The organism is Autumnicola psychrophila (genome assembly GCF_031846645.1).
In the GTDB taxonomy this organism is placed as follows: Bacteria; Bacteroidota; Bacteroidia; order Flavobacteriales; family Flavobacteriaceae; genus Autumnicola; species Autumnicola psychrophila.
Window position 1 is genome coordinate 142,184 of sequence record NZ_JAVRHN010000003.1, and the last position, 13,086, is coordinate 155,269.

11 protein-coding genes and 1 pseudogene are annotated in these 13,086 nt (G+C 38.1%); 5 read left to right on the forward strand and 7 right to left on the reverse strand.

Annotated elements, in window-relative coordinates; translation table 11 throughout:
* Window positions 1–336 precede the first annotated feature (336 nt).
* Window positions 337–825: a hypothetical protein gene (locus RM541_RS04865; protein ID WP_311499097.1), complete on the reverse strand. Its 489-nt coding sequence runs from the start codon at window positions 823–825 to the stop codon at window positions 337–339.
* A 145-nt stretch (window positions 826–970) separates the two neighbouring features.
* On the opposite strand from RM541_RS04865, the gene RM541_RS04870 reads away from it, so the two are divergent.
* Both RM541_RS04870 and RM541_RS04875 read left to right on the forward strand, forming a co-directional pair.
* Window positions 971–3,889 carry an FAD-binding and (Fe-S)-binding domain-containing protein gene (locus RM541_RS04870; RefSeq protein ID WP_311499098.1) on the forward strand — a complete coding sequence of 973 codons (2,919 nt, stop codon included), beginning with the start codon at window positions 971–973 and terminating at the stop codon, window positions 3,887–3,889.
* Window positions 3,890–4,040: 151 nt separating this feature from the next.
* Window positions 4,041–4,418 carry a response regulator gene (locus RM541_RS04875; RefSeq protein WP_311499099.1) on the forward strand — a complete coding sequence of 126 codons (378 nt, stop codon included), beginning with the start codon at window positions 4,041–4,043 and terminating at the stop codon, window positions 4,416–4,418.
* A gap of 16 nt (window positions 4,419–4,434) precedes the next feature.
* On the opposite strand, the gene RM541_RS04880 is transcribed toward RM541_RS04875, so the two are convergent.
* Window positions 4,435–5,265 carry a UDP-2,3-diacylglucosamine diphosphatase gene (locus tag RM541_RS04880; RefSeq protein ID WP_311499100.1) on the reverse strand — a complete coding sequence of 277 codons (831 nt, stop codon included), beginning with the start codon at window positions 5,263–5,265 and terminating at the stop codon, window positions 4,435–4,437.
* Between the two features lie 178 nt (window positions 5,266–5,443).
* Between RM541_RS04880 and aroC the strand changes: the two genes are divergently transcribed.
* Together aroC and RM541_RS04890 are read left to right on the forward strand one after the other, a co-directional pair.
* Window positions 5,444–6,508, forward strand: a complete 1,065-nt coding sequence (gene aroC, locus RM541_RS04885) for a chorismate synthase (protein WP_311499285.1) — start codon at window positions 5,444–5,446, stop codon at window positions 6,506–6,508.
* 24 nt (window positions 6,509–6,532) lie between these two features.
* A complete protein-coding gene (locus tag RM541_RS04890; RefSeq protein ID WP_311499101.1) occupies window positions 6,533–7,849 on the forward strand; it encodes a dicarboxylate/amino acid:cation symporter in 1,317 nt (438 codons plus the stop codon).
* Here RM541_RS04890 and RM541_RS04895 read toward each other — a convergent pair.
* From RM541_RS04895 to RM541_RS04910, 4 genes and pseudogenes are all read right to left on the reverse strand, one after another.
* Window positions 7,846–8,262 carry a thiol-disulfide oxidoreductase DCC family protein gene (locus RM541_RS04895; RefSeq protein ID WP_311499102.1) on the reverse strand — a complete coding sequence of 139 codons (417 nt, stop codon included), beginning with the start codon at window positions 8,260–8,262 and terminating at the stop codon, window positions 7,846–7,848. The genes RM541_RS04890 and RM541_RS04895 overlap by 4 nt on opposite strands.
* Window positions 8,263–8,289: 27 nt before the next feature.
* A complete protein-coding gene (locus RM541_RS04900) occupies window positions 8,290–8,622 on the reverse strand; it encodes a nucleotidyltransferase domain-containing protein (protein ID WP_311499103.1) in 333 nt (110 codons plus the stop codon).
* Window positions 8,623–8,625: 3 nt separating this feature from the next.
* A pseudogene (locus RM541_RS04905) lies at window positions 8,626–8,949 on the reverse strand (nucleotidyltransferase substrate binding protein); the annotation flags it as partial.
* A 124-nt stretch (window positions 8,950–9,073) separates the two neighbouring features.
* On the reverse strand, window positions 9,074–11,260 hold the full coding sequence (locus RM541_RS04910) for an endonuclease MutS2 (protein WP_311499104.1): 2,187 nt from the start codon (window positions 11,258–11,260) through the stop codon (window positions 9,074–9,076).
* A gap of 47 nt (window positions 11,261–11,307) precedes the next feature.
* Here RM541_RS04910 and RM541_RS04915 point away from each other — a divergent pair, with 47 nt between their 5' ends.
* Window positions 11,308–11,973, forward strand: coding sequence for a uracil-DNA glycosylase (locus RM541_RS04915; RefSeq protein WP_311499105.1), 666 nt, complete (start codon window positions 11,308–11,310; stop codon window positions 11,971–11,973).
* Between the two features lie 524 nt (window positions 11,974–12,497).
* Here RM541_RS04915 and RM541_RS04920 read toward each other — a convergent pair.
* Entirely contained in the window at window positions 12,498–13,067 is a 570-nt protein-coding gene (locus RM541_RS04920; RefSeq protein WP_311499106.1) for a hypothetical protein, read from the reverse strand.
* Between the last annotated feature and the right edge of the window lie 19 nt (window positions 13,068–13,086).

Sequence of the window (13,086 nt, forward strand, 5' to 3'; positions counted from 1 at the left end):
TAAATTGCAAGAAGCGGATTTTATTTCGCGAATTTTTGAAATAGAGAAGCTGTAATCTTACGACAACAGATTTGAAATGAGATAATTTTCGGAAAAAGGGAAGAAACTTAATTTGTTACTTTCAGATGTTATAATACTTAAAACACGACTATTGCATCAATAGAAGCTGTCATCAGATCCGCATTGTGCTGGTCTACATGGACTAAAAAAGAAGACTACCGGTTCTGTTGCAGATATCATAGCAGGTCATGCTTAGAAACAATTTATCATTGTTTTAATCAAAAAAAGAGGCTGCCTTTTAAAAAGCAGCCTCTTTTTTTTATTTAAAGGTAAACTCTAGAACTGGTATCTTACGCCCAGTGCAATATCTGGTGAAAATCCATCCACCACATCGTAATCATTAAATCCTATTTCAGGACGTAAATCCAGAGATAGAAGTAATGGTATATCAAAGTTATATTCAATACCCAGGTTTCCGGCTACTAAAAGAAAAGCGCCGTCATTATAATCTCCACCTCTTTTGTCATTAACACTACCAACACCTGCACCTGCACCTGCATACCAGTTAAAACCACCATCCAGGTTCCATAACCATTGATAGAGACCTACCAATTTAAAGGCATCAAAGCTATTATCATTCCTCCAGCCAAGATCAAATTCTAAGCGGTTGTTAGAACCTGTTGCTTTCTGGTAAGAAACTTCAGCTCCATAACCACTTCCTCCGCCAAGTCGAAGACCTATGGCATTGCTTGCAATTTCCTGAGCTTTCATGCCTGTAAATGCTGCACCTATTGTAAGTGCTGCCAGTAAAAAGAACTTTTTCATGTTTTCTTTAAATTTTCTGATTTAAGAAACAAATGTAATCGTTACTGTACAACGAAAATACCTACATTCCCCAATCTATTGTTAATTTTCTTTAATACACTGTTAAGCCAATCATAGTAAAAAACGTATTTTAGCATCTTTTATTATGAAGGAAGAACTAAGAAAATTATCTGCAGAATTAGAAGGGGATTTGTTTTACGATGACCTGTGGCGTTCCATTTACGCCACAGATGCATCTGTTTACAGAGAACTGCCTCTGGCAGTATGTTATCCTAAGAATGAAGACGACCTGAAGCTGCTTATAAATTTTGCAACAGACAATCAGACGTCTTTAATTCCCAGGACTGCAGGAACCTCTCTCGCAGGGCAATGTGTGGGAACAGGAGTTGTTGTAGATGTTTCTAAGTATTTTACTACTATTTATGAAATTAATACCCAGGATAATACAGTACGGCTTCAGCCAGGAGTAATTCGGGATGACCTAAACCGTATCCTCAAGGAACACGGACTGTTTTTTGGTCCTAATACTTCTACCTCAAACCGTTGCATGATTGGAGGGATGGTCGGAAACAACTCCAGTGGAACCACTTCAATTAAATACGGCACAACCAGGGAAAAAGTTGTTTCTCTCCAAACCCTCCTGAGTGATGGGAGCAAGGTAGAATTCCGGTCCATTTCAAAGAAAGAATTTCAGGAAAAGCTTCAGCTTGAAAACCTTGAAGGAAAAATTTACAGAGAGATAGAAGCAAAATTATCTCCGGAAGAGAGTAAAAATGAGATAAAAGATAAGTTTCCGCCGCAGGAAATGCACCGCCGGAATACAGGATATGCAATTGATGATCTTGTTTATTCTGAAGTATTCGATAATACTTCCACAAAGAAGTTGGACTTATGTAATCTCCTGTCAGGAAGTGAAGGGACTTTAGCTTTCACCACAGAAATAACTTTGCAACTCGACAGATTGCCTCCACCTAAGTCCTCTATGGTTGCCGCTCATTATACTTCTATAGAAGCATGTTTGCAGGCTGTTGTGCCGGCTATGAAACATCCGCTTTTCACCTGTGAAATGATGGACAAAACCATCCTGGATTGTACTAAACAGAATCTGAAATACAAAGAAAACCGTTTCTTTATTAATGGTGATCCTGAAGCCATCCTTATGCTCGAACTTAGAGCGAACAGCGAGGAAGAGCTTCAGCAACAAACACAGGATCTAATGGAAACGCTACGGCGTTCAGATTTGGGTTATGCTTTTCCTGTACTAATGGATGAGCAGATAGAGCTGGCGCTGGAATTGCGAAAAGCAGGATTGGGGCTGCTGGGGAATATAGTGGGAGACAGTAAGGCCGTGGCCTGTATAGAAGATACTGCAGTGGCTTTACCCTATCTTGCAGATTATATTCTGGAGTTTAGCCAGATTATGAAAAAGTACAAACAAGCTGCAGTTTATTATGCACATGCCGGAGCAGGAGAACTCCATTTAAGGCCAATTCTAAATATCAAAAAATCTGAGGACGTAAAGCTCTTTAGAAGTATTACTGAAGATGTGGCGAAATTGGTGAAAAAATACAATGGATCCATGAGTGGGGAGCATGGTGACGGTAGAGTACGTGCCGAGTTTATAGAATATATGATAGGTTCTAAAAATTACCAGATCCTTAAAGATGTAAAATCAGTTTTTGATCCTAACAACATTTTTAATCCGGGGAAAATTATTGATGCACCACCAATGGACACCTCCTTTCGTTATGTTGTGGATAGAAGGGAACCTGAAGTAGAAACTTTAATGGATTTTTCTGAAACCGAAGGAATCCTAAGGATGGCAGAGAAGTGTAACGGTAGCGGGGATTGTAGAAAGTCTGCGGAATCTGGTGGTACTATGTGCCCGAGTTATCGTGCTACAAAAAATGAAAAAGATTCTACCCGGGCAAGGGCAAACGGTTTACGGGAATTTTTGACTAATTCGGAAAAGCAGAATAAATTTGATCATTCTGAATTAAAAGAAGTATTTGATCTTTGTATAAGTTGTAAAGGTTGTAAAAGTGAATGTCCTTCCAGCGTAGATGTAGCTGCTTTAAAAGCAGAATTTCAGTATCAATACCAAAAAGCAAACGGTTTTTCCAGACGAAACAAGCTGTTTGTAAACAATGCCAAAATGAATAAGCTGGGTTCTAAAGTTCCCGGAATTACAAATTTCTTCTTCAAAAATTCTTTGACTTCAGGATTAGCAAAAAAATCTTTTGGTATTGCTAAAGAACGAAGTTTACCTAACCTTTCTAAGCAGACCGTTACAGATTATTACAAGAAAAACAGGGAACGTTTAAGAGTAGAAAATCCTTTGAAGACAGTTTATCTTTTTAATGATGAATTTACTAATTTCCTGGATGCAGAGGTAGGTATAGATGCCCTGGAATTGCTGAGCAGGTTAAAGTACCAGGTGGAAATTATGGAGCACGAAGAAAGCGGCCGAAGTCATTTTTCTAAAGGTTTTCTTGATGAAGCGAAACTTCTGGCAAATAAAAACATTGACATGTTTAAAAATTTGGTTTCAGAAGAAAACCCTCTTATAGGTATAGAGCCTTCTGCAATTTTAAGTTTTAGGGACGAATATCTTCGTATGGCAAATAATAGAGCTGATGCAGAAAAATTAGCGCCAAATTGCCTGCTCATTGAGGAGTTTATAAAAAAGGAAATAGCTTTAGGGAACATCAGAGCATCTTCTTTTACTTCAGAAGAAAAAAAGATAAAAATACACGGACATTGCCACCAGAAGGCACTTTCCAATACTGCGGTCACTTTTACAGTTCTAAATCTTCCGGAAAATTATAAAGTAACCGTAATTCCGTCCGGATGTTGCGGAATGGCAGGTTCTTTTGGTTATGAAGAAGAGCATTATGAAGTAAGTATGAATATTGGGGAGCAAACATTATTCCCAGCCGTAAGGAAGGCATCAGAAGATACCCTAATTGCTGCTAACGGTACAAGTTGCAGGCATCAAATAAAAGATGGGACTCAGAGAAGTGCCCGTCATCCTGTAAGTATTCTGAAAGATGCTCTTAAATAGAATTATTCACATAGTTAAAAATTACTTTAAAATTAATATTATATTGGTGGCAAGTCTTTGTTAATTGACTTTGGGAGGGAATCAGAGCTAAAACCAACCCAACGAGTGCTCCGGATTTATTCAAAAATTAGCTTGTCTAAACAAATACTAAATGGCAAAAATTTTAATAGTGGATGACGATGCATCTATAGGTAACATGATTAAAGATATTCTTGAATTTAAGGATCACAAGGTAACTCTTTCACAGAAGCCATTGGAGACCAGGCAAAATATTATTGATAACGATATTGATCTGGTGCTACTGGACAAATTGATTTCTGGTGTGGATGGAACCGAAGTATGTTCAGCATTAAAAAAGGATGAGGAGGTCTCACAGGTTCCGGTTATCATGATGTCTGCACTGCATAATGCAGCAGAGACCTGTAAGGAAGCCGGTGCTGTGGATTTTATTTCTAAACCCTTTGATATGGAAATATTACTTTCCAGAATAGATAGTGTCTTACAGACAAAAGCAAATAGTGATACTTAGAAATCTGAATTGAATCTTACCTTTTTCTGCTATCCTTCTGATTCCGGATGGAAATGGTGATAGCGGTTAAAGGGAAGATCTTGTTCTCTTTTTTTAGCTTTTGAGGATATTTATAATGAAAAAGTTCCCAACGATTTTTTGTGTATTCCAGCGCAGTTAAGTTTTCGATCCAGTCGCCAGAATTTAAATAGAGACAGGTACCTTTTTCATTGGTTTTCCTAATGATCTTAGGTTGATGAATGTGGCCACAGATCACGAATTTGTAATTACTTTCTATAGCTAAATCGGCAGCGGTTTTTTCAAAATCATGAACTGATTTTACAGCAGCTTTTACGCTATTTTTTATTTTACCGGAAAGTGAGTACTTCTTTTTGCCCATTTTCACTAAGGACCAGTTAAGAACGCTGTTAAACCGAATAAGCAAATCGTATCCCCAGCCTCCAAGTTTTGCAACCCATTTAGCGTGCTTTATAGAAACATCAAATACATCTCCATGGAAAAACCAGGCTTTTTTGCCATTAAGATCAAGCACCAGTTTATCTACAACACTAAATCCACCAAGTTTCGTATCACTGAACTTTCGTAACATGTCATCATGATTTCCGGTGATATAAATAACTTCAGTACCCTGACTACTTAAATCGATAATTTTCTTAATTACCTCCAGGTGAGCTTTTGGAAAATAGCTTTTTCGAAATTGCCAGATGTCAATAATATCACCATTCAGGATTAATTTTTCAGGATGAATGCTGTCCAGATAGTCACAGAGCTCTTTAGCTTGACATCCAAAGGTGCCAAGATGCACATCAGAAATAACTACAATATCAAGCTTTCTCTTTTGTGACAATATTTTCAGATTTAATATTTTCTAAATTTCAGGCCTTATTTTTTAAAAAGCTTTAGCAGGTAATTACGAAAATATTACCTATACTTTAAAAAGTTGCCCTCTGTATTATGTGAAGATTAATTGAAATTAGCCTTTCAAAAGTGTGGCTAAAAAATTACATTTGTTCAAAATCACAACTATGGCGGGGAATTCCTTCGGAAAACTATTTAGACTTACCACCTTTGGTGAGTCACACGGGCAGGCAATTGGAGGAGTTATAGATGGCTGTCCGGCCGGACTAAAACTCGATTTAGAAAAAATTCAGAATGAATTGAACCGGCGTCGACCGGGACAGTCGGCGATTGTCACCCAAAGAAAGGAACCGGATACGGTAGAATTTCTTTCCGGAGTTTTTGAAGAACAGACAACAGGTACACCAATTGGTTTTGTTATTAAAAATGCTAATCAGAAATCGAAAGATTATTCGCATATAAAAGATACGTACAGACCATCTCATGCAGATTACACCTATACAGAAAAATATGGAGTAAGAGATTATCGTGGAGGAGGTAGATCTTCTGCCCGGGAAACAGCCTGCAGGGTAGTAGCCGGTGCGCTTGCAAAACAGGTATTGTCTGGAATAGAAATTACTGCTTACACAGCTTCTGTTGGTGAAATTGAACTTCAGAAAAGTTATAAGGAACTGGATTTTAAAGTAATTGAAACAAATCCTGTAAGATGTCCTGATGCTGCAACTGCAGAGAAAATGGAATCTTATATTAAAGAAATTCGTGCAGAAGGGGATACTGTAGGAGGAACTGTGCAATGCGTTATCAAAAATGTTCCAAAAGGACTGGGAGAACCGGTTTTTGACAAACTACATGCCGAGCTGGGAAAAGCCATGCTTTCTATAAACGCTGTAAAAGGCTTTGAATATGGTAGCGGATTTGAGGGCACTAAGATGAAAGGGAGTCAGCACAACGACCTTTTTAATAATGATGGTTCTACGAAAACCAATCTTAGCGGAGGTATACAGGGTGGAATTTCCAACGGAATGGACATTTACTTTAATGTGGCTTTTAAGCCTGTCGCAACTATAATGCAAAATCAGGAAACGATTAATGCACAAGGTGAATCTGTGGAAATGCAGGGAAAAGGAAGACATGATCCATGCGTGGTGCCAAGAGCTGTACCGATAGTGGAAGCAATGGCTGCATTAGTTATTGTAGATTATCTGCTTCAGAACAAGACATCAAAACTTTAATTCTATTTTTGAAATAGCGCTACTATGAAGAAACTTGCACTGCATTGGCAGATATTATTGGGAATGGCTGCGGGAGTTGTATTCGCATTAATATTAACCAATTTTAGCTGGGGAGCAGAATTTGTGAGTGACTGGATCAAACCTTTCGGAAACATATTTATAAATGCTCTTAAGTTAATTGCAGTACCGCTTATTTTGGCATCGCTTATTAAAGGAATATCAGATTTAAAAGATATTTCCAAGCTTTCCAAAATGGGAACGAGGACTATCGTTACCTATATCATTACTACAATCATAGCGGTTTCCATAGGTTTGGGAATGGTAAACCTCATAAAACCCGGAAGCTCCATTTCTGAAGATACACGACAGGATTTGTTAGCCAGTTATGAAGGCGATGCTTCGGGTATACAATTAAATGCCGAAAAACAAAAAGAAGCAGGACCTTTACAAGCCCTGGAAGACCTTGTGCCGAGCAACATTTTTGCTGCTGCCGGCGACAATGCCAATATGCTGCAGGTAATATTTTTTGCTATTTTCTTTGCAATAGGGTTGATTCTAGTACCTGAAAAAACAGCCAAGCCGGTTAAAGACTTTTTTGATGGCTTTAATGAGGTTATTCTTAAGATGATTGACCTTATTATGCTTGCCGCTCCTTATGGGGTGTTTGCTTTATTGGCTGCCTTGGTAGTGGAATCACCAAGTGCAGATCTTTTCGCAGCTCTGGCGATGTATGCTTTAACCGTTTTAATAGGACTGGCATTAATGATAGGAGTCTATGTGCTGTTGGTTTGGATTTTCACAAAAAATACTCCGGCGTTTTTTATTAACGGAATTGCGCCCGCTCAGCTTTTAGCCTTTTCAACCAGTTCCAGTGCGGCTACTTTACCTGTAACCATGGAAAGGGTAGAGGAGCATATGGGTGTGCACAGAGAGGTTACAAGCTTTGTTCTTCCGATTGGTGCAACAATTAATATGGATGGTACAAGTCTCTATCAGGCAGTTGCTGCAGTTTTTATTGCACAGGCTTTTGGTATGGACCTTACTTTGGGAGCGCAATTAGGAATTATAGCCACGGCAACTTTGGCATCTATAGGCTCTGCCGCAGTACCCGGTGCAGGCATGGTTATGTTGGTTATTGTGCTGGCTCAGGCCGGAATTCCTGAAGCAGGACTTGCCTTAATTTTTGCTGTAGACCGTCCTCTGGATATGTGCAGGACGATGGTGAACGTGACCGGTGATGCTGCCGTATCTCTAATGGTAGCAAAATCTGTCGATAAAATGGGTGAGCCCAATGTCAAAGATTGGGATGATAATTACACTGAAGAAGACAATAAAATCTAATCCAGAAATTTCTCTTTTAAAGCTGGTGTAGGGATCATACAGCTTTCTTTTTTGCCATACCATTTATAGCGGTTAGCGGCGACAAAATCATATATTAGGTCACGAAAACCCTCGGGTAAAGCAAGAAAATTCTTTAGTAAAGAATAGCCTCCTGAGAGCTCTCTGGAAATTTCCAGTGCAGCTGTAGATTTTCTGTAATAGGCGACCCCGGGTTCGATTAAAACCACAGAATCCAGCTCTTCCGGATCAAGACCTCTTTCAGCAATAAGCTTTCGGCCCAAATCACTTTGCAAAGAAGCAAACCGAAAAACATCTTTTTTATCGTGCTCGATAATAAACTTTACTGCACCATCACAAAGATTACAGACTCCGTCGAAAAGAACTATTTTTTTATTTTCTGGTAATGCATCCATTGCCTAACATTATTAGATTCTAAAATTTTAATGGTACTCCTTTTCTTTTTTAAAAAGCCTAATGCCTATTCTGTTTATATGTTCAATTAATCTCTCCTCTTTAATGTGATAGTAATTCACAAAATCAAATTTATAGGGTAAATAAAGATCATCAATATGAATGGAAATCTTCAGAATATCGTTCAGTTTGAGATTTTTTCCTACCAGAGCAATATCAATGTCTGAAGCTGCTTTAAAATTACCTTTTGCTCTGGATCCAAACAGGATGGCTTCTTCGACGTTTTCATTGTCTTCAATTACAGAGATAATTTCCTTTAGATCATTTTTCTCTAAACCATATTTATACGCTTTATTCTCCATTCCTTAAGAATCTTTTTCTTCATTAAGCTTTTGATAAAGATCACCAAACAATCCTATGTAGGAACTTCTTATATCAATAATTATCTCTTTAGCTGTTTCTTCATTATAGGTATGACTGGTTAAATTTCTGCTTTTATGCATTTTCATCCATCCTTTTCCATCATCCAAAAATCCATCCTGAAAACTTTGTTCAATTACCGGGCGGGGACCAATAATGTCTACGTATCCCTTGTATTTCAGTAAATCCTGTAAAGTTTTCCAACTCAATTCATAAGTATATTCAAAAGCTTTAATCAGTCCTTGTTCTTCCATCTCATTAAGCTCTTTTTCAGAAACAAATTTTTCAACTGTTTATATGCTTTGCTGAAATTGTGAAATCTTTGCTTCCACCGGACATCCATTGTCATAATAACTAATTAATTGATATTAAAGATACAATTTTCTTCTGAAGCTATTTCTTCTTCATTGCCTGCACCAACTCCAATTGCTCTATAGCAACCGAAGTGGTAAACATTCCGTAATTTACGATTGCTTTCCCTTTCTCAATCTTGTCTAGTGTACCAACAGATTTACTGTCTTCCAGCCTTACGCGATCTCCAATTCTAAGTGTTGCTTTCGGTTTATTGGCTTCTTTTTTGGCTACAGCTTTCTGTTTCTCTTTTTCTTCCTTTTTCTGTTTCCTTATCGGCTCAATTTTCTTCGCTACTTCCTGCTGAACTTTTTTCTCTTCGGCTTTTTTCGCTCTTCGTTGTTTGGCCGATTCTTTCTTACGCTTGGAATTTTCAATTTCCACCAACTTTAGAAATTCGCCAATAAGTTCCTTTTTCTTCTTATCAACAAAGTATTTTTCGCTTATATCATTAATTTTTTGACCAATGTATATAAGACGCTGGTTGGTATCAAAAAGCTCCTGATAACTCTCCAATTTCTGCTGAACGCGGGTATTTGTTTCTTCCAGCTTATCCTTTTCCTTAGCGGCTTTTAGTTCTTTATCCTTTAAAGAATCGGTGGTTTTCTGAAGGTTAGACCTTTCCTTTTGAAGTTTTGCTATGCTCTGATCAAACCTAATTTTTCCGCGCTCCACCTTCTTTTTAGAACGATTGATTAAACTGAAAGGGATTCCGTTTTTTTGGGCAACTTCAAAAGTGAAGGAACTTCCTGCTTCTCCCACGCGCAATTTAAACATGGGCTCCAAACTGTGAGAATCAAACAACATATTGGCGTTGCTCATATCTGGCAATTCTCCTGCCAGCTTTTTTAGATTGGCATAATGCGTCGTAAGAATTCCGAAAGATTCTTTTTCATAAAAAACTTCAAGGAAAGTTTCTGCCAGTGCGCCACCAAGTTCTGGATCACTTCCGGTTCCAAATTCATCGATAAGAAAGAGTGTATTTTCGTCACACTTCCTAAGAAATTTCTTCATATTCTTCAGTCGGTAACTGTAGGTGCTTAAATGATTTTCAATGGACTGATTATCCCCAATATCTGTCAAAATCTTATCGAAAAATGACATTCTGCTGTACTCGTGTACGGGAACAAGAATTCCGCTCTGCAGCATTAACTGAAGTAAACCTACAGTTTTAAGCGTAATACTTTTACCGCCGGCATTTGGTCCTGAAATTACAATGATTCGGTTATCATTTGCCATCTCGATCGTCTGCGGATAGGTTTTCTTTCCGGTTCTTTTATTAGAAAGCAGCAGAAGGGGGTGATAAGCATCTTTTAACTGAATCTCCCGGTCCTCAGAAATCTTAGGCAGAATCCCGTTCATTTTGTCCGCATACTTTGCCTTTCCAGAAATCACATCTATCTCACTCAGCAGTTCCTGGTAATCGATAAGCAGCTCGCGGTAAGGCCGCACAAAATTAGTAAGTTCCTTTAGAATCCGGTTAATCTCTTCCTTTTCTTCATACTGAAGATTATTGAGTTCCCGTGTAAAATGAAAGGTGGATTCCGGCTGAATGTAAACGATACTTCCGGTTTTGGAATTCCCCATAATTCCGCCCTTTACCTTTCTTCGGTACATGGCTTTCACGGCTAAAACACGCACGTTTTCAACAACACTCTCCTTAATTTCATCAAGATAACCATAGCCGTTATAAGTGGTAAGAGCTGAAGTAAAACTGGAATTGATCTTTCCTTTTACCGAATTTATAGAGCGCCTGGTTTCCTGCAACAGGGGAGAGGCATCGTCCTTAATCTCACCAAATTTATCGACCACTTTTCCTATTCGCTCAATCAATTCAGTGGTATATTCTACTTCTGAAGTGGTTTGATAAAGTGAAGGATAAATTTCCCTGAATTTTCTGAAATATCGCAACTGCATATTTACAGTTTCAGAAATAGAAGCTATTTTCCTGAAGCCGCTGACTTCAAGAACAGAATCTTCAATGTTTAGAAGCTTTATTTCATTTTCAATAGTATCGAATCCGTGATTGGGAATCGGACTTTCCTGAGTTTTGGATTTTACATATTCGTTCGTTTGATGTAGTCCGAAATATGTCTTTTTATAAGTGGAATATGGTTTTATTTCCAGGGCCTTTTCTTTCCCTTTTCCTGTGATACAAAGCGTGCTGATTTGCTCACGTACAACCGGAAATTCAAGATCAATAAGACTCTTCGATGTGATTTTAATCATAGTAATTTTTCCCTACTTTTGAGGCTCTGCAAATTTACTCAATTATAATGAAGGTAGAAATAGCCCCGGGTTGGAAAAAAAAGTTAAATGAAGAATTCGAAAACCCTTATTTCCAGAATCTTGCTGCTTTTGTAAAAGATGAATACGAAAACCATAAATGTTTTCCTGCAGGCAGGAATATTTTTGCTGCTTTTGAATTTTCAAAATTTGAAGATACCAAAGTGGTTATCCTTGGACAAGATCCTTACCACGGAATTGGACAGGCCCACGGACTTGCTTTTTCTGTAAAAGAAGATGTACAGGTGCCACCTTCGCTAAAAAACATCTTCAGGGAGATTGAAACCGACCTGGGAAAACCTGTACCCGATAATGGCAATTTAGAGCGGTGGGCTAAACAGGGCGTTTTGCTACTAAATGCAACTTTAACCGTAAGAGCACACGAGGCAGGTTCTCATCAAAACAAAGGTTGGGAACAATTTACAGACAGGGTGATCGAGATTATTTCTGCAGAGAAGGAAAATGTGGTTTTTTTGCTATGGGGCGGCTATGCCAAGAAAAAAGCAAAAAAAATTGATGCTTCAAAGCACCTGATTCTCACCAGCGGACACCCGTCGCCACTAAGCGCCAACAGAGGTTACTGGTTTTGCAATAAACACTTCAGTAAAGCCAATGAATACCTGAAAAACAAAGGAAAAGAACCTGTGGATTGGTGATATTTTTTGTAGGAAAAAAGTCCAGCTCGAAATTTGGCAATTATCGACTTATTTCCAGGTATAATGTAAGAAGTACGGAAATTGATTTGAGATTTATTGAAAATAGCAAATTCATCTACTGATTTTTGAAATTTAAGCTGTTTTGCTTAAATCCACAAGGTTTTTGAAACCTTGTAGGAATCATCCAATCCTGCAAGGTCTTTTTTTGACCTTGTAGGTATTGCTTTTTCATTATATAAATTTAAAATAGCATCAGACTTCACAGTTTGAAGAATAGCGAACTATTAAAATAAGAGGGGACTTGATAATGGCAATTATCGCACTGCGTTATTAGAAAATTCTGAAGGAACTATGGATCTTAGCACGAGACCACTCAGGTTTTCAAAACCAGTGAGGTCTTAGATTCAGAAAAAACAAGAACAACATTTGACAGTTATCGATCTGCTGTTGTCAAGAGTTCCCAAAAAAGATTAAGGATCGAAAATGGCCATTTTCGATCCTTAATGTAATCTTCTATTTTTTAACTAAAACCTGTAGCCCAGGTTTACCATAAACTGACCGATAATTTCCGGGGCTGAATTATTAAATAAATTTCTTCCAATTCCCCCGCTAAGATCAAGCAGAAACCCTCCTGAAGAAATAAATTTCCCGCCCAGACCAAAACCTATGGCAAAGTCGGTGTAATTGTCCGTATCCCATTCGGATTCCCCGGTGCCGGAGTTGTGCCAATATTCTGTTTCGTATTCTCCTGAGGATAACATTCCAAAGCCATGAACATAGAATCCGCGGGCATAGCTGGAACTAAAAAAATGTTTGTACTTCCCGGTTACCGAAACGTCTTTGTAATAGGCTTCGTCGTAATAGTCCTTGTTGAAGTGTAGAAATAATTCCGTAGACCAGGTGGAATTCTCATTAATAACTCTTTCATAGGAAAAATCTAGGATCCCAAAAGTTACCAGGTTAAATGCATTAAGGCTTAATTCATTTTTTGAAATGTCACGCGTGTCGACTGCGGTGGTTTCTTCTTCAGTTGTTTGTGCAAGTGCAGTAAAACCAAGACATAGGAATGCCAGCAGGCAGATAGTTTTTTTCATTTTATGATGTATTGATTGA

Excerpts from the sequence above, each read along its gene's own strand:
- RM541_RS04895 (WP_311499102.1), bottom strand. The coding sequence starts at position 8,262 with ATGGATGCATTACCAGAAAATAAAAAAATAGTTCTTTTCGACGGAGTC.
- RM541_RS04870 (WP_311499098.1), top strand. The coding sequence starts at position 971 with ATGAAGGAAGAACTAAGAAAATTATCTGCAGAATTAGAAGGGGATTTG.
- RM541_RS04890 (WP_311499101.1), top strand. The coding sequence starts at position 6,533 with ATGAAGAAACTTGCACTGCATTGGCAGATATTATTGGGAATGGCTGCG.
- aroC (WP_311499285.1), top strand. The coding sequence starts at position 5,444 with ATGGCGGGGAATTCCTTCGGAAAACTATTTAGACTTACCACCTTTGGT.
- RM541_RS04875 (WP_311499099.1), top strand. The coding sequence starts at position 4,041 with ATGGCAAAAATTTTAATAGTGGATGACGATGCATCTATAGGTAACATG.
- RM541_RS04920 (WP_311499106.1), bottom strand. The coding sequence starts at position 13,067 with ATGAAAAAAACTATCTGCCTGCTGGCATTCCTATGTCTTGGTTTTACT.
- RM541_RS04865 (WP_311499097.1), bottom strand. The coding sequence starts at position 825 with ATGAAAAAGTTCTTTTTACTGGCAGCACTTACAATAGGTGCAGCATTT.
- RM541_RS04900 (WP_311499103.1), bottom strand. The coding sequence starts at position 8,622 with ATGGAGAATAAAGCGTATAAATATGGTTTAGAGAAAAATGATCTAAAG.
- RM541_RS04910 (WP_311499104.1), bottom strand. The coding sequence starts at position 11,260 with ATGATTAAAATCACATCGAAGAGTCTTATTGATCTTGAATTTCCGGTT.
- RM541_RS04915 (WP_311499105.1), top strand. The coding sequence starts at position 11,308 with ATGAAGGTAGAAATAGCCCCGGGTTGGAAAAAAAAGTTAAATGAAGAA.